This is a genomic window from Massilia horti (assembly GCF_004614195.1).
Taxonomy (GTDB): Bacteria; Pseudomonadota; Gammaproteobacteria; order Burkholderiales; family Burkholderiaceae_D; genus Telluria; species Telluria horti.
This window is the reverse complement of sequence record NZ_SPUM01000026.1, coordinates 44,949-67,906: the sequence shown is the minus strand read 5'-3', so window position 1 is coordinate 67,906 and position 22,958 is coordinate 44,949. Positions and strand designations below refer to the sequence as shown.

At 56.6% G+C, this 22,958-nt stretch carries 23 protein-coding genes; 3 read left to right on the top strand and 20 right to left on the bottom strand.

Annotation, left to right across the window (positions count from 1 at the left end; genetic code table 11):
* Nucleotides 1-84: 84 nt before the first annotated feature.
* The gene (gene proC / locus E4O92_RS04270) at nucleotides 85-897 is read left to right on the top strand and encodes a pyrroline-5-carboxylate reductase (protein WP_135188509.1); all 813 of its coding nucleotides are present in this window, start codon (nucleotides 85-87) and stop codon (nucleotides 895-897) included.
* 18 nt (nucleotides 898-915) lie between these two features.
* Here the strand turns inward: proC and E4O92_RS04265 are convergent, their stop codons facing one another.
* Nucleotides 916-1,884 carry a threo-3-hydroxy-L-aspartate ammonia-lyase gene (locus E4O92_RS04265; protein ID WP_135188508.1) on the bottom strand — a complete coding sequence of 323 codons (969 nt, stop codon included), beginning with the start codon at nucleotides 1,882-1,884 and terminating at the stop codon, nucleotides 916-918.
* 248 nt (nucleotides 1,885-2,132) lie between these two features.
* Between E4O92_RS04265 and E4O92_RS04260 the strand changes: the two genes are divergently transcribed.
* The gene (locus E4O92_RS04260; RefSeq protein WP_167759686.1) at nucleotides 2,133-3,245 is read left to right on the top strand and encodes an HAF repeat-containing PEP-CTERM protein; all 1,113 of its coding nucleotides are present in this window, start codon (nucleotides 2,133-2,135) and stop codon (nucleotides 3,243-3,245) included.
* A 126-nt stretch (nucleotides 3,246-3,371) separates the two neighbouring features.
* On the opposite strand, the gene E4O92_RS04255 is transcribed toward E4O92_RS04260, so the two are convergent.
* From E4O92_RS04255 to E4O92_RS04165, 19 genes are all read right to left on the bottom strand, one after another.
* Entirely contained in the window at nucleotides 3,372-5,534 is a 2,163-nt protein-coding gene (locus E4O92_RS04255) for a TonB-dependent receptor plug domain-containing protein (RefSeq protein WP_135188506.1), read from the bottom strand.
* Nucleotides 5,535-5,856: 322 nt separating this feature from the next.
* Nucleotides 5,857-6,438, bottom strand: coding sequence for a hypothetical protein (locus E4O92_RS04250; protein ID WP_135188505.1), 582 nt, complete (start codon nucleotides 6,436-6,438; stop codon nucleotides 5,857-5,859).
* The gene (locus E4O92_RS04245; protein WP_135188504.1) at nucleotides 6,419-6,802 is read right to left on the bottom strand and encodes a hypothetical protein; all 384 of its coding nucleotides are present in this window, start codon (nucleotides 6,800-6,802) and stop codon (nucleotides 6,419-6,421) included. The genes E4O92_RS04250 and E4O92_RS04245 overlap by 20 nt, the downstream gene beginning before the upstream one ends.
* An 8-nt stretch (nucleotides 6,803-6,810) precedes the next feature.
* Complete coding sequence (locus E4O92_RS04240; RefSeq protein ID WP_135188503.1) at nucleotides 6,811-7,305, bottom strand: Hcp family type VI secretion system effector; 495 nt, start codon at nucleotides 7,303-7,305, stop codon at nucleotides 6,811-6,813.
* Nucleotides 7,306-7,701: 396 nt separating this feature from the next.
* Nucleotides 7,702-7,995, bottom strand: a complete 294-nt coding sequence (locus E4O92_RS04235; RefSeq protein WP_135188502.1) for a YqjK family protein — start codon at nucleotides 7,993-7,995, stop codon at nucleotides 7,702-7,704.
* On the bottom strand, nucleotides 7,985-8,365 hold the full coding sequence (locus E4O92_RS04230; protein ID WP_135188501.1) for a phage holin family protein: 381 nt from the start codon (nucleotides 8,363-8,365) through the stop codon (nucleotides 7,985-7,987). Before E4O92_RS04230 ends, E4O92_RS04235 begins: the two co-directional genes overlap by 11 nt.
* A gap of 3 nt (nucleotides 8,366-8,368) precedes the next feature.
* A complete protein-coding gene (locus E4O92_RS04225; protein ID WP_135188500.1) occupies nucleotides 8,369-8,689 on the bottom strand; it encodes an ElaB/YgaM/YqjD family protein in 321 nt (106 codons plus the stop codon).
* Nucleotides 8,690-8,795: 106 nt separating this feature from the next.
* On the bottom strand, nucleotides 8,796-9,650 hold the full coding sequence (ubiA, locus tag E4O92_RS04220; RefSeq protein WP_135188499.1) for a 4-hydroxybenzoate octaprenyltransferase: 855 nt from the start codon (nucleotides 9,648-9,650) through the stop codon (nucleotides 8,796-8,798).
* Between the two features lie 100 nt (nucleotides 9,651-9,750).
* A complete protein-coding gene (locus E4O92_RS04215; RefSeq protein ID WP_135188498.1) occupies nucleotides 9,751-10,692 on the bottom strand; it encodes a hydrogen peroxide-inducible genes activator in 942 nt (313 codons plus the stop codon).
* A 392-nt stretch (nucleotides 10,693-11,084) separates the two neighbouring features.
* Complete coding sequence (locus E4O92_RS04210; RefSeq protein ID WP_135188497.1) at nucleotides 11,085-11,558, bottom strand: type II secretion system protein; 474 nt, start codon at nucleotides 11,556-11,558, stop codon at nucleotides 11,085-11,087.
* A gap of 3 nt (nucleotides 11,559-11,561) precedes the next feature.
* A complete protein-coding gene (locus E4O92_RS04205; RefSeq protein ID WP_135188496.1) occupies nucleotides 11,562-11,948 on the bottom strand; it encodes a type II secretion system protein in 387 nt (128 codons plus the stop codon).
* Nucleotides 11,948-12,457 (bottom strand): type II secretion system protein, encoded by a 510-nt coding sequence (locus E4O92_RS04200; RefSeq protein WP_135188495.1) that lies wholly within the window; start codon nucleotides 12,455-12,457, stop codon nucleotides 11,948-11,950. The genes E4O92_RS04205 and E4O92_RS04200 overlap by 1 nt, the downstream gene beginning before the upstream one ends.
* Nucleotide 12,458: 1 nt before the next feature.
* Nucleotides 12,459-14,702 (bottom strand): secretin GspD/PilQ domain-containing protein, encoded by a 2,244-nt coding sequence (locus E4O92_RS04195; RefSeq protein ID WP_135188494.1) that lies wholly within the window; start codon nucleotides 14,700-14,702, stop codon nucleotides 12,459-12,461.
* 9 nt (nucleotides 14,703-14,711) lie between these two features.
* Complete coding sequence (locus E4O92_RS04190) at nucleotides 14,712-15,212, bottom strand: hypothetical protein (protein ID WP_135188493.1); 501 nt, start codon at nucleotides 15,210-15,212, stop codon at nucleotides 14,712-14,714.
* Nucleotides 15,209-15,754 carry a hypothetical protein gene (locus tag E4O92_RS04185; RefSeq protein ID WP_135188492.1) on the bottom strand — a complete coding sequence of 182 codons (546 nt, stop codon included), beginning with the start codon at nucleotides 15,752-15,754 and terminating at the stop codon, nucleotides 15,209-15,211. Before E4O92_RS04185 ends, E4O92_RS04190 begins: the two co-directional genes overlap by 4 nt.
* Entirely contained in the window at nucleotides 15,751-16,332 is a 582-nt protein-coding gene (locus E4O92_RS04180; RefSeq protein ID WP_135188491.1) for a PilN domain-containing protein, read from the bottom strand. Before E4O92_RS04180 ends, E4O92_RS04185 begins: the two co-directional genes overlap by 4 nt.
* The gene (locus tag E4O92_RS04175; protein ID WP_135188490.1) at nucleotides 16,325-17,101 is read right to left on the bottom strand and encodes a hypothetical protein; all 777 of its coding nucleotides are present in this window, start codon (nucleotides 17,099-17,101) and stop codon (nucleotides 16,325-16,327) included. Before E4O92_RS04175 ends, E4O92_RS04180 begins: the two co-directional genes overlap by 8 nt.
* Nucleotides 17,082-18,752 (bottom strand): GspE/PulE family protein, encoded by a 1,671-nt coding sequence (locus E4O92_RS04170; RefSeq protein ID WP_206076809.1) that lies wholly within the window; start codon nucleotides 18,750-18,752, stop codon nucleotides 17,082-17,084. Before E4O92_RS04170 ends, E4O92_RS04175 begins: the two co-directional genes overlap by 20 nt.
* Nucleotides 18,753-18,763: 11 nt before the next feature.
* A complete protein-coding gene (locus E4O92_RS04165) occupies nucleotides 18,764-19,759 on the bottom strand; it encodes a type II secretion system F family protein (RefSeq protein WP_229483032.1) in 996 nt (331 codons plus the stop codon).
* A gap of 468 nt (nucleotides 19,760-20,227) precedes the next feature.
* On the opposite strand from E4O92_RS04165, the gene E4O92_RS04160 reads away from it, so the two are divergent.
* Complete coding sequence (locus E4O92_RS04160) at nucleotides 20,228-22,951, top strand: FG-GAP-like repeat-containing protein (RefSeq protein WP_135188487.1); 2,724 nt, start codon at nucleotides 20,228-20,230, stop codon at nucleotides 22,949-22,951.
* Nucleotides 22,952-22,958: the final 7 nt, after the last annotated feature.

Genomic DNA, 22,958 nt, shown 5'->3' with positions numbered 1-22,958 from the left:
GCTGTATCTTCACGCTGCTTTCGCGAACCGCGTGCGCACAGGTGCGCACCCTACGTTTAACGACATCTAGCAAACAGGAGCAGCATGAAGATCACTTTCATCGGCGGCGGCAACATGGCCAGCGCGCTAATCGCGGGCCTCGCCGGCAAACTGCTGGACGCGGCCGACATCCACGTGGTAGACCCGAACGGCGAGGCGCTGGCGCACCTGCAGTCGCGATACGGCGTGAGCACCGCGCAGGCAATCGACGACAAGGTCGCCGCGAGCGACGTGGTGGTGCTGGCGGTGAAGCCCCAGCAGATGCGCGAGGTGGCGGCAGTGCTGGCGCCGATACTTGCGGACCAGCTGGTGCTGTCGATTGCGGCCGGCATCCGCGGCGCGGACCTGTCGCGCTGGCTCGGCGGCTACCGGGCGATCGTGCGCAGCATGCCGAACACGCCGGCACTGGTCCAGCAGGGGATCACCGGCATGGTGGCGTTGCCCGGGACCAGCGAACAGCAGAAGGCGGCGGCCGACAGCATCATGCGGGCGGTCGGCAAGACCGTATGGCTGGATGACGAGGCGCTGATCGACCCGGTCACGGCGGTGTCGGGCAGCGGGCCGGCCTACGTGTTCTACTTCCTGGAAGCGATGCAGCAGGCGGCGCAGGAGATGGGGCTGTCGGCGGAACAGGGCAAGGAGCTGGCGCTTGCCACCTTTGCCGGCGCGGCGCAATTGGCGGCGCAGTCGCCGGACCCGGTGGAGGTGCTGCGCCAGCGCGTGACGTCCAAAGGCGGCACCACGCATGCGGCGATTACCAGCATGGAGCAGGCCGGCGTCAAGCAGGCGATCGTCGATGCGATGAAGGCGGCAGCGGCGCGCGGCCGCGAGCTTGGCGACGAGATGGGGCGCGACTAGTCGGCGCCCCAGTGCGCCTCATCCCGCCAGAAAACCGCCGAGGCGTGCGAGGTCGATATTGCCGCCGCTGACGAGAATGCCGACCCGCTTGCCCTTCAATTGCTCCTTCATGCCGCGCGCAGCGGCAAAGCCGAGGCAACCGGTAGGCTCGACGACAATCTTCATGCGCTCGGCGAAGAAGCGCATGCATTGAACGAGTTCGTCGTCCGACGCGGTCAGGATGTCGTTGACGTCGCGCTGGATGATGGGGAAGGTGTACTGGCCCAGGTGCTGCGTTTGCGCGCCGTCGGCGATGGTATTGGGCGTGTCGATGTGGACGATCGAACCCGATCGGAACGATTGCTGCCCATCGTTGCCCGCCTCCGGTTCCACGCCAAAGAGTTGGCAGTTTGGCGACAGGGCACGGGTCGCGAGCGCCGAGCCGGATAGCAGGCCACCGCCGCCGAGCGGTACGAAGAAGGCATCGAGCGGGCCGGCTTCTTCGAACAGTTCCTTGGCCGCCGTGCCCTGGCCGGCCATCACGTCCGGATGGTCGTAGGGCGGGATCAGGGTGAGGGAATGCTTTTCGGCGAGCTCGCGGCCGATCTGCTCGCGATCTTCCTTGTAGCGGTCGTAGATGACCACATTGCCGCCGTAGCCCTTGGTTGCCGCCACCTTGGCTGCCGGCGCATCATGCGGCATCACGATCGTGGCAGGCATGCCCAGCAGCTTGGCCGACAGGGCGATCGCCTGCGCATGATTACCCGATGAAAATGCCACCACACCTGCACGCCGCTGCTCAGGAGTGAATTTCGACAGGGCGTTGTAGGCGCCGCGGAACTTGAACGCTCCCATGCGCTGCATGTTTTCGCACTTGAAGAACACCTCTGCGCCAAATTCCTCGTTCACGGTGCGCGAGGTCAGGATCGGTGTGCGATTGGCGACGCCTGCAATCCGGCCTGCGGCTTGCACAACGTCGTCGTATGTTGGGAGCGGAATCGAATTCATGGAGTGACATGCCTTTCTTTAAGGGCTACAAGAATGAACGCAGAGGCAATGCGCTCATGTGCTCATTCGGACATTTTATCCAAATCCTGCGCGGCCTGTAGACAAGCTTTCTTGCTTGAAAGTCAGGAAGCGCGGCAAGTGCAGCACCGGCGACGCGCATCAATAAGTCCGGTTGTTTTGCCCAGTAAACTGCGATGCAAGCTGAGCAACTTGCCGTCTTTCCCTGGGATTGGCACTGGAGACAAATCATGGGCATCACGCGAAGCATCGCACCGCTGGTCCTTTCGTTGCTGCTTACTCCGCTTGCGCGCGCGGAAGTGCGCTACACCATCACGCCACTGGGAACCATCGCTGGCGGCTACAGCATGCCATTCGGAATCAATGAATCCGGCCAAGTGGTTGGAACTTCCTTCAGCGGCGACGGTCAGCCGGATTTTGGTTTCCTGTATTCGCAAGGCGTCCTGGCCAGCCTTGGATCGCTCGCCGGCGGCAGCACCCACGCCATGGACATCAACAACCCGGGGCAGGTGGTCGGCTATTCCGCCGTGCCGGGAGCCAGCCTGGGTCATGCGTTCCTGTATGCCAACGGCACCATGCGCGACCTGGGCACTTTGGGCGGACCCAACAGCAACGCCAACGGCATCAACGACGCCGGCCTGGTCGTCGGGCAAGCCGACCTGGCCAATGGTGATTCTCACGCTTTTCTCTATTCGCAAGGTCGCATGCAAGACCTGGGCACCCTTGGCGGCGGCACGAGCACGGCAAGTAGCATCAACAACGCAGGGCAGATTGCCGGTTCCTCCGCCATTGATCCGACCTTTACGCACGCCTTCCTGTACCAGGACGGCGTGATGACCGATCTGGGAACGCTTTCCGGCCGCGACAATTACAGCTCTGCCGCTTCGGTCAACAACCTCGGGCAGGTCGTGGGCTCGTCGGGCTTCGAGGAAAGCGCGTTTTCCCATGCGTTCCTGTACTCGAACGGAGTGATGACCGACATCGGCGTCTCGCTTGGTTTGTCGAGCGATGCCTTCGGCATTAATGATTTCGGCCAGGTGGTGGGGCGCTCGTTCAACGGCCCGGGCGTTGGATTGCTCGGCTTCCTGTATGCGGACGGGGTGGTGATGGACCTCAATTCGCTGATCGATCCGGCTTCGGGGTGGACCATCTATGAGGGGTCAGATATCAACAACAATGGACAGATCGCGGCCTACGGTTTCAAGGCTGGATACGGCACGCAGGCGCTGCTGCTTGATCCCGTCACCACGGTGCCTGAGCCAGGCGGTGCCGGCATGCTGGTTGCCGGGCTGGGCGCGCTCGGCATGGTCCGGCGGCGCAAGTGGTTTGCCAATGAATCGTAGGGTGCGCACCCGTGCGCACGCGGATGCATGCTCACTTGCGGCTACTGAATCGTTACGCTGCCTTCGCGAACCGCGTGCGCACAGGTGCGCACCCGCCGCAAGCCAGGAGCGTCAGCAGCACGGCAATCAGAATTTCGTTTCAAGCGTGGCGCGCAGGCTGGCGTGATTCACGTTTGTTGTCCGGTTTCGAAGAACGCCATAGGTGCCGGTGTAGCTGCCCTCATTGACGAAGTCCTGCCCGAGCACGTTCATTGCCGCTAGCCGCAACTGGCGGGTCGGTGTGAGCTTCCATAGCGCGTATAGTTCAAGGTCACGCTGTACGTTGAGGTACGCGGTTTGATTGGCCGAAAGACGCACTCGGCCACCCGATTTGAATAAGAAGTTGGCGCCCGTCGTCAGCGCCCCGCGAATGTAGTCGGCACCAAGGTTGGCCGACAGCGGGGTCTGTTGGCCGAGGCGGTTATCGGGGCCGGGCACCGCGTCGACTGAAGACCAGTTGCGCGCAATGTCGGCATGAAGGTCAAGCGCAGGCGCATCGCTGAAAATCGCAGTCAGCGGAAATTTCGCTTCCAATTGCAGGCTATGAGTACGCGCCTGGCCGATGTTCACTGGTTGGGAAATCCAGCGTCGGCCATCGAAACTAACCAGGTGGCGGGTGTAATCATCGATACGCCGCGTCGAGACGCTGGCGGACAGCAGGGCACCTTCCCCCCAGTAGTGCTCGTATGCGGCGTCCAGCCCAAGCGACAGCTCTGGCTTGAGCCTCGGATTGCCTTGAACGTCCGGCTCGACCTGGCTGTTGTTAATGGTCGTGTAGGGGTCTGGTAACAGACTCTGCATGCTCGGTGCTTTATAGGTGCGCGAAATTGCCAGGCGCAGCTGATCTTGCTTGGTATCCGCCAATTTGTAGAGCGTCTGCAGCACAGGGCTGAACACGCCGGAGCGCGAATGTGCGGTTCCAAATGCATCGCCACTTACCCGGATTCGTATCCCTTCCCAGCGCGCACCCAAATAAACCGACCAGCGCGGAGTAATCTCCCATTCATCCTGCCCGTATAGCGCAAGGTGCGTGACGCGGCCGCTGGATCTTTCGTCGCCGCCGGGAATATCGAGCAGCGGCTGCAGGTAGTCACGCTCAGTCCGAGCGTCATCGCGGGTATCGATACCGCCATTCCAGCCAAACGTCAGCGCATGTCCCTCGCGCAGGGGAATGGAGGCCTTGCCGGTCGAGCTGACTCCGCGATCGCGGGCTTGGGAATCGATTTTCCGGGTGAGGAGCCCGAAGACGGGATTGCCGCTCGCATCACGATAGACGGTATTGCCAGTACTGCTGCCCGAAGCGCCGAGCTTCATTTCCAATTTTGTGCCGGATTCCAGATTGTGGGTCCAGCTCAGGCCACTACGGAAGGATGCGTTATCGTTGGTCATCCTCGTTTCTTTTTGCGGGTACGCTGGCAGCCCGCCAATTTCGGTCGAGGTCGGGGCATGGACCTGGACACGGAAGCGATTGATGTTCACCACACTTTCCAAAGCTACGGTGTCGCCGCCTTCCAGTGACCAATTGAGGCGCGGTGCGAGATTGTAGGTAGTGAGGAGTCCGTTCTCATGGGCGGACGTGGTGCGCAATAGTGTAGTCCGCCCGTTCAGGTCGCGCTCGTGTTCGACGCCGGGGACATCCCCCTCGAAACCATTGCGAACCAGGTTGCCACCTACCGAATAGCTGAACCGGTCCATGCGGTCGGACAGTTGCAAATTGGCGCTCGGGCTGTGCGTGTCGCGGCCAATTTCGTAGCCAATCTTGAATTCGCGTTCAGCGGTCCGCGCTGCCTTCTTGAGTACGACATTAATCGTTCCCGCAATGGCCTGCGTTGAATACTCAACGTTCGCCGTGCGCATTACTTCAATTCGTTCGATCAGATCGGGAGCGAGGGTGTCGATCGCAAACCCTCGTGGTGGGCGCTCGCCGTTAATCAGGACTTGTGTATATCCGCTCCCGAGGCCTTGCATTTGAATCTCGCTGCCACGGCCTGCGCTGCCGCTGACGGTAATGCCCGGTATGCGCTTGAGTACATCGAGCAGATTGGTGTCGCCGTGTTTGACGATTTCATCATGCTTGAGGACGATTTTGGCTACGGTGTCGTCGCGGCGCGGGTCGTAGCTCGATGTACTGCCTCGCACCTCTACTGTCGGTGTTATCGGCTCGTTTACCGATGTTTGCTGCGCAAGGACGATGGCGGGGGTCGTGATAACGGCAAGGGAAAACCGCTGATAGCGCAATGTCGTCTCCAATACTTAACGCGTCTCCGGTGGCGGAGTGGTGGGTGGTTGGTCATGTTGTTACTGTTATATTGCGAGGCAACTGTAGCATTGACTTCCACTTGTGCGCAATAAAAATTGCTGTCATATGGAATTTGACATGTATTCTTGATGAAAACGGATAACTCGGGGATGTTGGGAATGCTACTAGCAGATAGCAATCACGTTTGTTCCCTGGGGCGCGACCAAAGATCCGTGGCGAATGCACGGTTAGGAACTGAGTGATTTATCGGGTATTTGGCATCCAAGCCGGAGGAAAAAACGGGGAACCGAGCGTCCCCCGTTCCGGTCTGACTTACTTTGCAGGCCCGAAGTACGGCTTGAACGCCTCCTGTAGCTCCGGCGAGAGCTGGTCGAAGTCGATACGCTGGTTCTTGATTTCAGTGCGCAGTCGATCCGGGCCACCGAATGCGCGGGATAACCGCTTGGCCAAATCTTGGGCGAGCTGCTGGAGGATTGCCTGCGGTGTGTCGTTAAAGTCCCGCGCTTTAAACACCTCGCGTGCCGGGTCTCCTTCGCACTTATTGCCTGTTACGAACAACATCCCTCCGCGTTCGTCGGGCTCGTAAAGCGGTTCACCTGGCTCAGGATGGCGCCGCTTGGAGTAACCGGAGACTACATAGTAGGTTGAGGCGGCATCAGCGGCACGAGCGAAAATCCATTTACGTGCTGTCCAGTTCTCGCTATCCGCAATCTGTACGCAAATCTTGCGCACGTCCTCCGGCAATAGCTCAAGTTTGACGCCGGCGGACTTCAGGCGCAAACCCAGGACAGGCTCCTGCAGAAATCGCGGCGGCTTGTCGTTGGCCGAAACGGCCGAGTTGCATGCCACCAGCAGCGCAGCGATGATCAGGTGTTTAGTAACGGTAAACGGCATATTGAGGCCTCGCATTTCGGTAATCTTTCCCAGCCCAGAAGTCTCGTTGGATGAAATCTGAAATCCATTTTTGTCCGTCGTATCCCGCAACGTGTCCCGCACCGTTCAGCTTGTACGACTCCATGACCATTACGTCACCCCTGATGAAGCTGAACTTGTCAGGATCGTCGACTGTAATTTTATGAAAGCCCAGCATCAGCAGTATCGGGCCATACTCCTTGCCTGTTGCCGGGTACGGTTGCGGAATCTTGGCGCCTCCGGCTTGCAACGCCTTACGCACGAATTCACCGCACTTGCCGTTACCAAAGTTGGGGCGGACATTGGCGCGTAAGTGCTTGGCGAACTTTTCAAGATCGACCGGCATGACGCCCCCTACGCGATCTTGTTGGCCGCCAAGTCCCAGCCGCCCACGGTGGCGCCGCCGCTGCCACCGCCGACCTTCTGTTGCGTGTAGGTCCAGTTGATCTTGGAGTATTTCAGGTTGACGGTCTCGGTCAGGTAGGACTCCTCCCCGCCCAGGTGTGGCTTGACCATGCCGATCAGGACATTCGTCAGGACGATCTCGAAATATTTGACCCGGATTCCATTGCCATCCGCCCGGAAGAACTCGAACTTGGCCTTGGGGATCGTCTTGCCCATCGCGCACGTCTGCGCAAGGATCGGAGAGGACAGGTCGGCCAGCTTGGAGAAGGAGATATCCGCCAGCTCGGCACGTTCCGAGGTATGGCCCCCACTGGTGGACGCCGTCGCGCTCCTTGGTTGGTGGACTCCCCAGTGGATGCCGGTCACTTCGATCCAGTCCTTGTGTTTGTCGTCCTGGGATTCTCCCTTGATGCCTTCGATCTGCAGATATACGTCGGTTGCCATTTTGTTCTCTCCGAGATTTAAGTTGGACTGCTGTCTGGTGGGGCTGGTCTTGATGGAAAGGGGCTGCGCGGCTGCATGGCAGTTTGCTGAGGACGCGCAGTGCCAAGGCGATCGGCGAAAGCTAACAAACGCCAGCGTTTATTGTTGAGCGGGATGGTTAGAGCCAAATTGCGCTCAATCAAGAGACAAAACGCAAACGGTCAAGCGTCAGCGCGGCCTCTGTCTGGACGCGGAGGGATGATGCCGTCAAGCGGAAGACGGCAGGAAATACGACTGGATTAGGAGTATTGGAAGACAGGCCGCTGTTACGACCGGTGATACAACGGTGATACGCCTCGGCGACAGGCCATTCCGAATTGAGGGCCTGGAACCGAGGGCGTGCCGATTGGCTCCCTGCTAGTGGGACAAGAGCGGCAGGAGCTTGCGCACCATCCCGAACAGGGGCAGGGCGCGTGAAGCGAGAGAGAGCAGCCGTTTGGGACGGGTGACCACGAATCCAAGCGCGACGCCGGCGACTGCCAGCAGCAGCGTGCTGTGGCCTGCGAGCCGCTCGCGCAGTCCGTCGAGGCTGAAGGCATTCAAAGGGGAGCGTAGCAGCGTAAACTCCTGCGCCACCTGTGCGCGCTGCAGCGCGCACTCCTCGATCAGTTCGGCGCGCCGCGCCGCCAGACGTTTCAGGCTATTGCTCATCGGCCGGCTCCGAGGCGGTGGCGAAAGCCATGTCGTTGCGCAGCTCGTTCAGCGTGTTCGACAGCAGCGGTGGCCGCGAATCAAGGCTGGCGCGTACCTTCATCACGATCGCGGCGCCAACCAGCGCGAGCAGGGCGGCCATGCCGCCCACCGCGTGCAGGCGGTAGCTGTCCCAAAACAGCACGATCACGAACAGCGTGGCCAGCAGGATGCTGCCTGCAAGCAGGAACACGGCCAGTATCAGCCACGCCATGTAGCCGAGCAGACGATGCGCCTCTTCCTGCATCTCCACCGCGGCCAGCTCGAGCCGCGTGTGCACCATGGCGATCAGGGTCGCCGCTATCCTGCTTGCCGCCGCTGTGATCGACATTGCTTACTTGCGTGCGATGAGCATGCCGATGACGACGCCGACCGCTGTGCCCAGGCCGACCGCCTTCCACGGGTTTTCTTTCACGTACTCGTCGGTGGCGCGCGCTGCAACCTTGGCCTTCTCGACCGCGGCTTCTTCCAGCCGGATCAGGTCATCCTTGGCGTTCATCAGGGTGCGCTCGAACTTTGCCTTGGCCGCTTTCAGTTCCTCGCCGGTCAGTTGGCCGCCGTGGCGCAGCCAGGCTTCGGCATCCTGGATCACGCTCTTCAGGTCGGACATCAGTTGCTCGCGTGCGCCGGTCTGGGTAGGGATTTTTTCCATCATGGGAGAACCTCGTTCTGTTCGTTGTGGCAAGAGTCTGGTCTGGGCATTCGGCGGCACGGCCGGGCAATCCGGCGGCGTGTCCTGTGCGAATGCCTTTGGGACAATATTAACCTAATGCATAGTCGAGCGCGACACCCGCGAACAATGCGGCGCCCAGCCAGTTGTTGTGGCGGAAGGCGGCAAAGCAGCGCATGCGATCGCGATCGCGGATCAGCGTGTAGTGGTAGAGGGCCATGGCGGCCGCGACCATTACCCCCGCCACGAACCAGCCGCGCAGGCCGAGCAGCCAGCCGCACACCAGGTCGATCGCCAGCGCCGCGCCATAGCACAGCATCACGGCGGCCACGTCGAAGCGGCCGAAGGTGATTGCCGAGGTGCGAATGCCGATCTTCAAGTCGTCGTCGCGGTCGACCATCGCGTACTCGGTGTCGTAGGCCACGGCCCAGAAGATGTTGGCTACCAGCAGCCACCACGCGACCGCCGGCACCTCGCCCTGGACTGCTGCGAATGCCATCGGGATGCCGAAGCCAAAGGCGATGCCCAGGTAAGCCTGCGGGATGGCGAAGAATCGCTTGAAGTAGGGGTAGCTGCCGGCGACGAACAGCGCCAGGACCGACAATTGCTTGGTCAGCGTGTTGAGCGGCAGGATCAGCAGGAACGAGACCAGGGCCAGCACCGCTGCCACCATGACCGCTTCCCAGCCCTTGATGCGGCCGCTGGTCAGGGGACGGTCCTTGGTGCGCTTGACGTGCAGGTCGAAGTCGCGGTCGGCATAGTCGTTGATCGCGCAGCCGGCCGAACGCATCAGCGCGGTGCCGAGCACGAAGATGACCAAATACAGCGGGTTGGGCTTGCCACCCGAGGCCATCCACAGGGCCCACAGCGTAGGCCAGAGTAACAGGAGAATGCCGATTGGCTTGTCGGCGCGGACAAGCCGGAAATACAGCGCCAGTTTGTTCATCGTATGCTTCTTGTCTGGCAAGAATGGTTGTGCAGAAGGCAGGGATTCTACTGCGTTTGCGCGCGGCCTGTGGGCGCCGTGCCCGGCCGGGTGATACAGATCAGGCGGCCGCTTCGAGCGCCAGCATGTCCACGCCCTGCAGCTCGCACCGGGCTACTTCCTGGCAGACCGCGTCGATCGCGGCGCGGCGCGTGAAGCTCTTGCGCCACACGATCACGACCCGGCGCGACGGCGCCGGTGCTGAGAACGGCACGAAAGTCAGCATGCCGTTCGGGTCCTGCATGTCGACCACCGACGCGCGCGGCAGCACCGTCAGGCCGATGCCGCTTGCGACCATGTGGCGGATCGTCTCCAGCGACGAACCCTCGAAGGTACGCTGCATGCCATTGCCCGGCGTCGAGAAGCGCGCCATTTCCGGACACACTTCCAACACCTGGTCGCGGAAGCAGTGGCCGGTGCCCAGCAGCAGCATGGTTTCGCTCTTCAGGTCCTCGGCCGAGATCTCCTTGCGCTCCGCCCACGGATGGTTCCTGGGCATCGCGACCACGAACGGCTCGTCATACAGCGTCTGCATCGACATCCCGTGTTCCTGCAGCGGCAGCGCCATGATGGCGGCGTCGAGCTCGCCCTGGCGCAGCTGCTCCAGCAGTTTGACGGTGAAGTTCTCCTGCAGCACGAGCGGCATCTGCGGCACGTGCTCGATCAGGTTCTTGACCAGCGGCGGCAACAGGTAGGGGCCGATTGTGTAGATCACGCCCAGGCGCAGCGGGCCGGCGAGCGGGTCCTTGTTCTGCTTGGCCAGTTCCTTGATGGCGGCGGTCTGCTCCAGCACCCGTTCGGCCTGCGCGACAATCTGGGCGCCCAGCGGCGTGACCGACACTTCCGAGCCGCCGCGTTCGAACAGCGTCACGCCAAGCTCGTCCTCAAGCTTCTTGATCGCGACGGAGAGGGTTGGCTGGGCAACGAAGCAGGCCTCGGCAGCGTGGCCGAAATGTCTCGCACGCGCAACGGCGACAATGTATTTCAGTTCGGTCAGTGTCATAGGAGGTATTGGATCACACAGGTTTGCGGGGCCGCAACGCTCAGTCCTACTGCAATGTTAGCAAAAAGTCAGCCAACAAAAAGGATTTTAGTTCGAAATTCTCATCAAAACTCACATTGGGTACGACATTTGGGGTTCGGGCTGCTGCGCGTGGCTTCAAGTGCAGGCGACTCGGGTGGCGCGCAAACCGCTGCGACCGCACTGTCATGAGAGGAGCGGATGCTGCGGTTGACTAGCAAAGCTTGCCTGCCCTTTGCTGGCAAGCTGAAACGCCTGGGGGGCGCCAAGGTCACCGGGAACAACTGCATTGCAGCATCGAGCAGAAGGGCGCTTCCGGCACCCTGCTGCGTCCAGTGGCCCCATAAAAGGACCAGATGATAGCGCCCGCCAGATTATTTGCTGCTATTTGGACTGAATGCAAAGCGCCACTGGGAATAGGTTTCAGCAGGCGTGGATATAGGAATGGGCACCGGAAGATGATTCGTCTTCAGTGGCCTTTTCTGAGATTTGCTATACACGCCCATTATGCCTCCATCAGGAGCATGTACGATACCCCAATCTGCGCTATCCGTTATTGGATCAATGTACGAACGACGCAAATGGCGAACCGTACCTGCTTGGCGCTTGTCATACAGCAGATCGTTGAGGTCTTTGGGGTACTGTTTTACCGTTCCCGGCGTTTTTTCATAGTACGATTCGATTGCCTTGCGGTATTGACCACCTACATAAATGAGTAATTGTTCTTTTCCGCGCTGACTCTCGGTGGACCAAATCATTCCAACACTTGCGGCAAACACCCCTGCAATCGCGACAAAAAAGAGAAGTGCCAGATAGGTAAAGCCTGCATTATTTGGCCGCCGCTGCATCGGTCACCACTCCGCCAAGCGACTGCCATCCCGCGCAAGTCCGGTTGTTCCACTGTGTACATCATAAATTCCCCCTAGCTTCGGATCAGGGGGAGGGATAAGTATCCAAGTCCTGTTACTCTCAGTAAAAGGGTCGTCCGGAATTCTTCGGAGATAACGGCGCTCCACGAGCTCGTCAAGTGCTTGAGGATACGTTCCTTTATCGGCGAAATGCTTGTCAAGGACATCGCGCAAAGTTGCAAGGTTCTCCTTTAGCGTGGCTTCTTTTGCACGCTCTACGTTTCCCAGATAGCGTGGGGCTGCAAGGCTGAGCAGAGTCGCTATGATGGCCAACGCTACCAGCAGCTCGATCAGCGTGAAGCCTCGCGGCATTATTGACTTGGCGCGCATCACCACTCCCTGTATGGAATTCCATTAAGCCCATTACCGGGAGCGAGTGAGTACACGTCATAGACATCCCGCCCCTCTTTCGGTTCGGACGCGCTGGAGTCATAGCTACGCCGCCCCCATGTTGCCTCAGAGGGAACTTGAAGGTCTGGAGCAAAGGGGTCGCGTGGCAGGCGGCGTAGAAAATATAATTTCGCTCCAGTCGGATTCTTTGCGTCCTGAACTCCATTGACCAATGTGGCGAGTGCAGGCGGATACCCGGAGTCACCTGGGACTGGCGCTATCCTGCCTTCGTCGTAGGCTCTCTTGTATGCATCTAGCGCCTCCCGGATTGACATCAGATTACGACGCAGGTCTTGCTCCTTATTTCGGCGGTTAACCAGCTCCGCCATGGGCAGCGCTGCTCCGGCCAGAACCGAAACGATTACAACGGTCACCAACAGCTCGATGATCGTGAATCCTTGTTCCCGATCCCAGCGAAATCGAGCCCGAGGGGCACTGACACCGCCCACATTAGTCCCCAAGCTTGATTATGAGTGGAGCAGGCATCGTCGGTGCTGGCCCTTTATCACCTACCGTGGTCGGAGCTGCTGCCATTAATTTCAGTTCTGAATTCTTTTGATTTAACGGTTTAAACGTAAGAATGACGACATCATCGTTGCCACGTGTCCCGCTCGTGCCCGCGCGGACAATGCTGACCATTACCTTTCCTTCCGACGCGTTGACACTGTGAGAAAGGCTCGTTTCTGCATTGGCTTTCTTGAAATACGAGCCTTCCGCAACGTTGATCAGCTCGATACTCAATGGATCGAAGCCAAACTGAAGGGGCAGGCTCCGAACTCCCCCATCGCTTTCCAGACGCAATGCAACCGTGAATGGTTCATTCGGAGCAATTTTCTTGGGGCCGATCCAGCTGAAAACGAGCCTAGTTGGCGACGCAGTGCTGTTGAGATCTGTTGTTTTCCGATCGCCAGACGTTGCTGTCGTGCCTGCCTGACCCTCGGCCGCCGTTCCGAGTCGCAACGGTCGGGTATTCAAGGCCGATTCAGTACCCGACCAGAACTCTCCTGCAGTCGCGCTCGGGCGTTCGATGTTTCGAATCAAATGCGGTGTTATGGACAGTACAATTTCTGTTTTCTCGTGGCCGTCTTTTTGGGAGCCAAAGAGGCGCCCCACGATCGGAAGGTCTCCAAGACCAGGAATGCGACTCGCGTCATGTCGATCCTGATCACTGATCAGGCCAGCCAAGACCTGGGTCTCGCCATCACGAAGCCGCAGTACAGTCGACGCCGAACGCGACCCGATTTGATACGCAAGCGATCCACCGGGCGTGCGAATTTCGCGCGTAATCGTGCTAACCTCCAGCCCAACACGGATTGCCACATCGCCATCCAAGTAAACGTTGGGTTCGGCATCGAGTTTGATCCCGACATCGAGATACTGCACACTTTCCGATACCAATCCAGTCGCCGTGGCGGTACTTGTGGACACTGGCACTTTGTCGCCAATCAGTATCTTGGCCTTTTCGCGATTACGCGCCCTGATGCGTGGATTAGCGAGAATGTTCGCATCACCCAGCTCTCGTCTTACGTTAACTGTCGCGCTCGGGGTCGTTACGCCAAGGCGAGACGCGTTCAACCCGCGCAGATCTGTGAGAAGGGCGGGCGTGCTCATCAAAGGGCTAACCGTGAATTGGCTTGTCCACTGAATTCCCAGATCGTTCAACCGGGAGCGCTTGACTTCCAGTACCTCGACATCAAGCATCACCTCCGGCTCAGGCAAATCCTGCATGGCGATCAGTTTCTCGGCAAGACGGACCGCTTCCGGTGTATCGCGAATCATAAGCAGATTCAGCTTCTCGTCGACAAATGTGTCCTTCGTTTTGAGCATGCTCTTGATCATGGCATGCGTCTTGTTCACATCGGCGTTTGCGAGATAGAACCCCTTGACGACGAGCTCCCGGTATTCCTTTTGCTTTTCAGGAGTGCTCGCGTATATCAAGACCGAATTCGCGTTCAAGACTTTTTTTTCAAGATTGTTCGTTTGCAGGACAAGCGCCAGCGCGTCCTCAAGCGGTGCTTGCCGAAGAAAGACAGTGGTACGCAGATCGGGGCGCACATCCTTATCCAGGATGAAATCGACGCCTGTCGCCCGAGCCAGTGCCTCGAGAACAACACGTAGACTGGCATCCCGAAACTGCAAAGTTATTGGTTTGCGAAATGCCGAATGAAGCGAAAGCGCCGCCAGTTGGCTTGTTGAATTGATCTCTTCAATCTGCCGTTCAATCGCTAGGGCAGCTCCATTTTGCGGCGCCTCGGCCAGAATCCGCCGCACAAGAGCTGCAGCCTTTTCTTGTTCCTTATTCTGCAGTGCGGACTCTGCTTGTTCGAGGAGCGCTGCGTGGCGCCGGCTCTGCGCTGTGGAGGAAAGGCCAGCAGCGGCGCGTACGTTTGAACCTTCCAAGCTGAGCACCCGATTATACGTAAGTTCAGCCAGCTCCCACTTTCCGCTGTTGCGGGCATCGTCAGCATCGGCCAGCAGACGTGTAATCTGCTCGGAACGTTGATTGAGGAAGTCAGAACGGAACACGACATTGCCCGGGTCGGATTTCGCCGCCTGTTCCAGCAAGCGGACTCCCTCCTCCGGCTTTCCATGTTCAATTAAGTCCAGTCCCGCCGAGTGCATTCGATCGGCTGCGCACCCTGCAATCAGCATCCCGGTGGCGAATATCAGCACTGCTCGACGATAACGTGTCATTGTTTTCTTTCAAAAATCGGTAGCTACTGGCAAGAATTGCTTGACGCCCAGTGGGAGATACGTAATCACAAGGCGATTGTTATCTGTTCCTTCAAGTTTGTATTGCCCCGCAAACGCGTCGCCCGGAGTTACTGCGAATGATTGCTCGCCCTGCATCAGGTAGAAGACCACGTGACCAGGATCCGTTTCTAAGCTTCCCGCAAAGGCGAAAGGCAATGGTGGAGCGCTTGGAGGCGGTGGCGGTGGAGGTGCCATAATCGTGGTAGGTGGCGGTTGCACAAACCACGACTTGGCGGAAAACGGGTTGCGCACGTCCTCGACACCGATTTCCCGTTCGACCGCAAGCAATTTCGGGGCGCTGTTGATTATGAGCGGCGCTGCATTCGCCGCTGCTGCTGCCCTGTTACTTGTGCGTGAAGGCTCCACCGCGTTGCTGCTTGTGAAATGTAAATTCACCCACAAAAGGCCAGCGATAGCAATTCCGGCTATGGCCCACCACCGGCTTCTCATGCATCCTCCTTTTTGAGGTAGAGCACAAGCACAAGCGTCGCTGTCAGTTGCGCGTCGTCGCTCTTTTGACGTGAGAAAGTGATGGATCTGAGTGCCAGAGTCGGGGAATCCATCATGGCCGTAGATACAAACCGGCGTATTTGGGCGTAGTCGCCTTTTACGGGCAGCTCGATTTCATATCGCATGAGAGGCGAGCCCGTCTCCCGAGTGAACTGGTAATCTCCGTGTTCCAGGATCAGCCCCTGGCTTGAAGCAGCCTTGTGCAGACGTGCCAAGAGTGCGAATTGGGAGTCGACGGATGGAACGTTCGCGTAGAACGTGTTGAGTGCTTCGCGCGCTACATGCCGTACCGCCGGCGGAGGATTGTGCCGTGCTGCATTTGTTAATGAGGTTTGCATTAAATATAATTGCTCCTGGAGCGGCAATATCGCAAGCCAGTAACCTAACCCGCAAGAAATAAGTAATCCAAGTGCAACAAAGCTGGCCACGCCTGCGCGCCGGTTCCATTGTTGTAGCCACCACCTGAATTGCGCAGCCCTCATCTACCGCCTCCCGTTTGGCGTTTTGATGTATCAGCATGGAAAAGCCATCGCGCAGCGATCGTGAAGCGTATCGGTTTTTGCGGCTCTTGTACTTGCACCTGATGGTTTTGTATGCGCACGTCACCAAAGCGTGCACTTCCCATTAAGCGTTGACCGTAATCCATCATTGCCTGGGATGTACGCGCTTCCGCAGCAATGATCACAGAGCCTGCATCTGCATCAGGCTCAATGGCGATCAGTACGACATCGTCGTCGGTGGACGATTCCAGTGCCGCGAACAAATCCTCCCACGGAAGACTCAGTCGGCGAATGACTTCATTTGCGATTGCCAGTTCTTCGGCAGTGCGAATTCGCAGTTCCGGAGCAACCTCGCCCCTTCTTGACTCGCGTAATTTGGCTTGGTGTGTGGCCGCAAGACTGGCCTCGGTGGCGGCCAAGCTAATCTGGATGTGCCTGTAATGCATGCCTAGCGTGAGCGCCAGCAGTATTGATGCAATCGTTGCAACTTGGCCGAAAAAATGAAATGTCGTTGGTGCTTCGAAGGCAAGACGAAGCGGCGGTATGCAACGACTAGTCATGCCAGCCCTCATGAAAGGACACGACCTGAATCCGTCTATCAAATTCGCCCTGGAGAGGCGTTCCATATCCCGCCAAGTCCACGTAGATTGAAGCGTCGTCACATCCTTGTATGAGTAGTTCTCGATCAATGATCTTTGTCAGGTCCTCAGCATTCCTCGCACTCAACGAAACCGATCGCAGGCTTTGCCATCCGCAGATATCTCGATATGCCAAATGGCAGCGATTTTCACTCAGGCAGGCATATAGAAAAGTCGAGGCGCGTATTGCGTGTCGATGTTGGTTGAAACGTGCCATCAATTCGGGAACGATGCTATGTAACTTGGCGCGTCTAGAACGGCAGAGGGCACGTAACCTTACAAGCATTTCAGGATCAACAGCACAGGCCACCATATTTTCCCCAAACTGCTGTCGATCTAGGACCAAATCCCAGCCTGCGACTTGTTCTCCGAACAGTGTTCCCAACTTGATCCGAGCGAAGGATTCAATCTCGGCAGCGTCGCGTAATTCATCATTCCATGGAATAACCGCATAACGAACGAATTCATTTGAAATAATCACCTCAACAAGGATACGCTGTCGAGGCAAGCTGGAAAGGAAAATGTCTAAGGAGTCAAGCGCACTGTTCCACAAGCTAGACCTATCATCGGATGCAGCGTTGATAGTGCTATCAGTCCGGCGTGCGGGCAGCCGGCGGTCGTTTTTGAGCGTTATATTCAGCGACTTCGCGCCGAGACGCACCACGTAGCGCTTACGAAGCAAAGGTAACACGATTGATTTCCTCAAGCGTTGTTCTGCCTTGTGCTGCAATGTCGATCGCTGCCTCACGTAGGAATCGCGTCCCTGCACGGTTCGCCGCTGCCTTGATCGCGCTGACAGGAGCGCGAGAAACGATCAATTCGCGCATATCATCAGTTAAGCGTAATACCTCGCCGACGGCATGCCGGCCCTTGTAACCGGTGCCTCGGCAGTGTCCGCATCCCATGCCCCGACGCCACCGCATGCCCGCCGCATGTTGACTAGGGATTTCGGAATACGCGAGTTCCTCGGTATGTGGCACATAGTCCGTCTCGCAATGTGGGCAATTCAATCGAAGAAGACGTTGGGCCACAATGCCGTTCAGTGCCGACACAAAGCTATACGCATCTACACCCATGTGCAGAAAGCGCCCCAGCACATCAATCACATTATTCGCATGCACGCTGGTGAGCACGAGGTGCCCGGTCAATGCTGATTGGATCGCAATCTGGGCGGTTTCCGGATCACGGATTTCCCCGACTAGTATCTTGTCTGGGTCGTGGCGCAAGATCGAACGCAATCCGCGTGCAAAAGTTAGGCCCTTCTTTTCATTTACTGGAATTTGCAACACACCGGGTAATTGATACTCCACTGGATCTTCGATGGTAATAATCTTGTCGTGGCCGTCATTAATTTCTGTTAGTGCCGCATACATAGTCGTGGTCTTGCCACTACCAGTTGGGCCGGTGACAAGAAGCATTCCATATGGTTGGCGTGCGAGGCGACGGATCTCGCGCAGCGTCTCAGTGTCAAACCCGAGTGAGTCCAGCGTCAAACCAGCCATCTCATCAGCGAGGGTACGTTTATCAAGGATTCGAATGACTACGTCCTCGCATACAAGGTTAGGCATCACAGACACGCGATAATCGATCTCATCGCCGCGGAAGGCGAGACGAAAGCGGCCATCCTGTGGCACACGTCGTTCCGCAATATCAAGCTCCGCCATGACTTTGATGCGTGAGACAACCTGCTCCGCCAAGGTCAGGCCTCCCACTTCCGCGACATTCGCGAGTACTCCGTCAATGCGGTACTTGACTTGCAGGCCAGCTTTGGTTGTTTCAAGATGAATGTCGCTGGCACCTGCTTTCATTGCGTCGTAGATGGTCGAATTCACGAGACGTACTACAGGGCTCGTATCTTCTGTGATCGACGCAAACGACAAGTCCTCTGCCCCAACCGTATCCTCCGCAAGAGAATCGATTTGTGTCGCCCCATCCAAGGCCCGCAGCTCCCGCTCATGTACGGCGAAATAGGCAGTGAGATCGTCGCGATGCACGATATGCCATTCCGGTGCTTGCCCGCATTTCGATTCCACCCAGGATTGAAATTCAACGTCAAACGGATCAACGATGGCTGCTATAACTTGCTCAGCGCCCAAAACTAAAACACAATTCCGCTGTACTGACTCGGTAAAAGACAGCTCCTCAAATGTCGGCGTTAACGCGTCCAGTTCGCTCAAGGAGATCGAAGGGAGTCCGAGAGTAGCAGCCAATGATGATATAAACGCCGATGGAGTGAATTCGCTCAGGGCCTCGAGAATAGGCATTACGGGGTGTCCGCTAATACGGGCACGCTTGCGCGCCTCCTTGATCAGCGCTGGTGCAAGGCATACCTGCGTTTTCATATCGCTGATGCTCATTGAATTGAATTAGCCAGCTCGAAGATGGGCATATACATGAGGAGCACGATCAGACCGATTGCCGCGCCAATGACGAGCATCAATATGGGCTCGAACAGCTTGGAAGCGCGGTCCACCCACCTCGCCAGTTCATCGTCGTAAAGCTGGGCAATGCGTTCGAGCGAAGCGCCCATACTGCCCGAGTGTTCGGCGACTGCTAAAAGTCGTACCCCGACCTCGGTTGCAAGCGATTCAGCTGCGAATGCAACCGAAATTGCTTTCCCCTCGCTGATCGATTGCTTAGCCTGTTGCAGGCCAGCATGTAGCGCGGGCTGTCGAAGCAGGTCGGAAACCAGGCCAAGCGCCGAAACGAAGGGAACTCCTCCTCGAGTCAGCATAGCCAGAGTTCGAGTGAATCGTGCGAGCTGGTAAAGGCGCGTTTTTTCGCCAATGGCAGGCATGCGCCAGATTATTCGTTCAGCGGTAGCTCGTGTTGCGTGCGCCATGGCGAGCCATGCGGCACCGCCACACAAGCAGAGGATGACCATCAGCATCCATGAGCCATAGTCACTAACAAAGTGACTCCAGCTGATCATTAAGCGCGAAGACCACGGCAAGTCTTTACCAAGGTCTTCATAGATGCGGCTGAAACGGGGAATCACGTAGACTAGCAGAAACGCTATGACCAGCGCACCTACGCCAATCAACAGCAGAGGATAAATTGCTGCCGAGGCCACTCTGTTACGGACCGTGTCAGCTTGTTGCTGGTACGTGATATAGCTTCGCAGCGTTTCTGCCAAATCGCCAGTTTGCTCAGATGCCTTGACTATTGCAATGAACAATGGTGAAAACACGTCTGGGCATTCCGCAAGCGCAGCAGAGAATGGCAGGCCACAACGTACCGCAGTCAGGACGTCAGTCAAGACTTGCTTCGCGCCGCTTCGCTGCGCCTTTGTCGACTGCACTTCCAGCGACTCAGTCAGACTTAACCCTGCATCGAGTAGAGCCAACATCTCTTGTGAAAATTCGAGAATGGGGTACCGCCTGTTCCGCCCGGCCGCGATTTTCCAGAGGCGCCTAATCGAAATGAGTTGGCGCCCATCTACGCTGACACGTCTACGTGCATCGATTTCGTTCAAGGCATGCAGCGACAGTGAACGTACGCCTTCCGAAGGCGAGTAGGTCTTAATCCTAAAGTACATCAGTGCCGGAGGCTAGCCAAGTAACAATATGAATCTGCGCAGACTAACCTAGTTGGCCCAGTTATGCAATTTTCTTTGCAAGACTTCAGCCTACCGTAGCGCGAGTTGAAGATCTTGTGGTGCAGTCTCAGACCTCGCGACGCTCTTGAAGTTGCGAAAACTAAATTTTTTGATTGCAACTCTATTATTTGTGTGTTAAAAGTGCCAGGTTACTCTTGGTCGTGCTGTTTGCGCATTTAAAATAATTGATGATGGAACCGTTTGTAGAGGAGATCACTGGTGAGCGTTAGGAACTACGTATTCGCTGGAACGCTTTGTTTAAGCTTGGCTTCAAGCTGGCCTGCGCTCGCACAGCATCAGGTGGTAACTCCGGTGGGAATATCTGTTAGCCCTCTTGGGACTTTACAGTTGCGGGTACCGATCAAACTTCCTGCTGGGATCAATGGCTTGCAGCCAGATTTGGCAATGCTCTATGACAGTGGTGGTTCGGTTGGAAATGCGCAAGGTGGATGGAATCTAGTGGGTATACCCCGCATAACTCGTTGCGCAAAGACGTTTGCGCAGGATGGCATCAGGTCCGGAATTTCATTCTCCGATAGCGACGCGTTTTGTCTTGATGGTGAAAGGCTAATTCTTGTGAGGGGGGCGTACGGTGCTGGCGGCGAGTACAGAACCGAGCGTGACACGTTTGCGAAAATTACTTTCTCCGACCGCTTTGATGTCCAAACAAAAAGTGGCCGCAGTCTGGTGTTTGATTTTCCTTTCACTAGCATCGACGGAGAGGGGCCGATCAAAGCCTGGGGGCTGACATCGATGAACGATCATTTTGGTAATTCGGTAAATATTAAATACTCGACAGTAAGTCGAGCGAATTATTTGAATTATACGCGTGTCGATGACGGAATTTTCAATCCAACGCAAATAAATTATTTGAGACAAAGAGCCCAGGTTGATTTGAGTTGGTTTGACCCAAAAATGTCGATCGATTCAAATATTCTTTATGCCGGCGGTTTTCCTTCGCCGCGTAGCGAGTGGCTGCGCGATATTTATGCGTGGTCTAAATCTTTTCCGACTGATCAACAAATCGATTACGCGCAGTGTATTTTCACTCCAAATACTTCTTCAATTTATGATGCCTTAGCTCCAATGCTAAATAAGATGGTGCAATGCAACTATCTTCCTGAAGTGTCGTTTCAATATGAACCGTTTCAAAATTATGAAAACACGATCCAAGAGCTTAATTGGAATTCATTTCCTGGTGATTTGCATGACTACAAAGAGTATTTCGTTGACGTTGATGGCAACGGGAAAAAATCCTGGATCAGAATTAGCCAAGCTTCAGACGAAGCGTGGATCGGCGTTTCTCGTTTAGATGGAACGTTTACGTCTAGTCAGTGGACGCGAATATCCTCGTCCGTTGGACCACTGAATAGCTTCGAACATTACTTTGCAGACGTGAATGGCGATGGCAAGATGGATTGGATCCGCGTTAGCAGAACGACGGACGAGGCTTGGGTAGCACTAGGTCAGGGGGGAGGTTCGTTTCATTTCTGGACCAAGTACTTGCCGGGTGTCGGCTCGGCGAACGCAAATGCCCATTTCTTCGCTGATCTTGACGGTGACGGCCGCGCCGACTGGATTCAGATCAGTCGCACAAGCAATGTTGTCAAGTTGGCATTTGCTTCCTTGTCAGGGGATTTCGCGACGTGGACAATGCCAGCCCAACAGATTGGTTTGTCAAAGGCTATGAGCTATTTTGCCGACGTAAATGGCGACGGAAAGGCAGATTGGATCACGCTCAGCGAATATATGATGACAGCAAACTTATCTAACGGCGATGGTACATTTAGTGCGGCAACTAGTACCTCTGTGTGGCCCGCAGCGACGTGCATTTTTGCTGATGTGAATGGCGACAAGAATCAAGACGCCATATGTAGTTCTGAAGGTCCAAATAAATATGTTATCTATAATTTCATTTCAAAGGGGGATGGAACATTTAAGCCTCAAGTGAGGTTGGGATCGTATGATGGCCCGGTTCTCATGAGTGATTTGAACGCAGATGGCATGGCTGATCGAATCAGTATAGTTGAGAATGGCGCCGCATTTTTTTATTGGCCTACAATCCCTGTCCAGTCGCCATATCCTTATCCTATTAGTCTTAGCGCGCCGTCGGCTCCGAATCTGAACTATTCTTCGGGTATTGATTATTACTTTGAGGACATAAACGGCGATGGCAAACCCGACTTGATAATTGTTGATCGCGCGAACAGGAACGGATTTGTTGGGCTCAACATGCTTAACAATATGTACCGGATTACTTCGATTGCGGATCCTGTGCATGGCACGACGACAATCGAGTATAAGCCAGTGACCGATCCGAGTGTGTACACCTCTGATACGGATGGCGTCTATCCATTGCGCGATGCAATCTTCCCGCTACCCAATCCGACGGCACGGATGCCCTTCGTTGTGTCCGCAGTCACCAGTCCCGACGGCAAAGGCGGAACGTTGACGACGCGCTACACCTATGGTGGCATGAAGACTGACGTGCTGCGTAATCAGAATCTGGGCTTTCGCTGGATGAAGGCGACCCAAGTTGAATCGGGCATTTCGACCTATACCGAATTCAAGCAGGTCTGGCCCTATACAGGGCTAGTGGCAAGTACGACGACAACTGGCCCGTCGGGATCGTTGCTGAACCAGGTGATCAATACCTATGGCTGCACAGACTTTGTGAGTACGTCGGGGTGCACGGTCACGCCAGGCCGTCGCTACTTCCCATTTCTGAGCCAGTCGGTCGTGTCTGCGTGGGACGCGAAAGGTATCGCACTGCCAACAACCACCATTACCAAAAAGTATGACAGCTTTGGCAACGTGACGCGCGAGGTAACCAGTAGCTCGGATGGTTATTCGAAAACGGTCGATACGGAATACATGAATGACATAAACAAGTGGTGGATCGGGCGCCCTGTGCGTGAGACTGTCACGAATACTTCGCCTTGAAACCGGT

What these genes read in the sequence shown, in the direction of transcription:
- E4O92_RS04185 (WP_135188492.1), bottom strand. Translation starts at nt 15,754, where the DNA reads ATGAGGGCTGCGCAATTCAGGTGGTGGCTACAACAATGGAACCGGCGC.
- E4O92_RS04260 (WP_167759686.1), top strand. Translation starts at nt 2,133, where the DNA reads ATGGGCATCACGCGAAGCATCGCACCGCTGGTCCTTTCGTTGCTGCTT.
- proC (WP_135188509.1), top strand. Translation starts at nt 85, where the DNA reads ATGAAGATCACTTTCATCGGCGGCGGCAACATGGCCAGCGCGCTAATC.
- E4O92_RS04225 (WP_135188500.1), bottom strand. Translation starts at nt 8,689, where the DNA reads ATGATGGAAAAAATCCCTACCCAGACCGGCGCACGCGAGCAACTGATG.
- E4O92_RS04190 (WP_135188493.1), bottom strand. Translation starts at nt 15,212, where the DNA reads ATGAGAAGCCGGTGGTGGGCCATAGCCGGAATTGCTATCGCTGGCCTT.
- E4O92_RS04235 (WP_135188502.1), bottom strand. Translation starts at nt 7,995, where the DNA reads ATGAGCAATAGCCTGAAACGTCTGGCGGCGCGGCGCGCCGAACTGATC.
- ubiA (WP_135188499.1), bottom strand. Translation starts at nt 9,650, where the DNA reads ATGAACAAACTGGCGCTGTATTTCCGGCTTGTCCGCGCCGACAAGCCA.
- E4O92_RS04210 (WP_135188497.1), bottom strand. Translation starts at nt 11,558, where the DNA reads ATGCAGCGGCGGCCAAATAATGCAGGCTTTACCTATCTGGCACTTCTC.
- E4O92_RS04265 (WP_135188508.1), bottom strand. Translation starts at nt 1,884, where the DNA reads ATGAATTCGATTCCGCTCCCAACATACGACGACGTTGTGCAAGCCGCA.
- E4O92_RS04250 (WP_135188505.1), bottom strand. Translation starts at nt 6,438, where the DNA reads ATGCCGTTTACCGTTACTAAACACCTGATCATCGCTGCGCTGCTGGTG.
- E4O92_RS04215 (WP_135188498.1), bottom strand. Translation starts at nt 10,692, where the DNA reads ATGACACTGACCGAACTGAAATACATTGTCGCCGTTGCGCGTGCGAGA.
- E4O92_RS04195 (WP_135188494.1), bottom strand. Translation starts at nt 14,702, where the DNA reads ATGACACGTTATCGTCGAGCAGTGCTGATATTCGCCACCGGGATGCTG.
- E4O92_RS04180 (WP_135188491.1), bottom strand. Translation starts at nt 16,332, where the DNA reads ATGACTAGTCGTTGCATACCGCCGCTTCGTCTTGCCTTCGAAGCACCA.
- E4O92_RS04245 (WP_135188504.1), bottom strand. Translation starts at nt 6,802, where the DNA reads ATGCCGGTCGATCTTGAAAAGTTCGCCAAGCACTTACGCGCCAATGTC.
- E4O92_RS04170 (WP_206076809.1), bottom strand. Translation starts at nt 18,752, where the DNA reads ATGAAAACGCAGGTATGCCTTGCACCAGCGCTGATCAAGGAGGCGCGC.
- E4O92_RS04240 (WP_135188503.1), bottom strand. Translation starts at nt 7,305, where the DNA reads ATGGCAACCGACGTATATCTGCAGATCGAAGGCATCAAGGGAGAATCC.
- E4O92_RS04230 (WP_135188501.1), bottom strand. Translation starts at nt 8,365, where the DNA reads ATGTCGATCACAGCGGCGGCAAGCAGGATAGCGGCGACCCTGATCGCC.
- E4O92_RS04205 (WP_135188496.1), bottom strand. Translation starts at nt 11,948, where the DNA reads ATGCGCGCCAAGTCAATAATGCCGCGAGGCTTCACGCTGATCGAGCTG.
- E4O92_RS04165 (WP_229483032.1), bottom strand. Translation starts at nt 19,759, where the DNA reads ATGTTGGCTCTACTCGATGCAGGGTTAAGTCTGACTGAGTCGCTGGAA.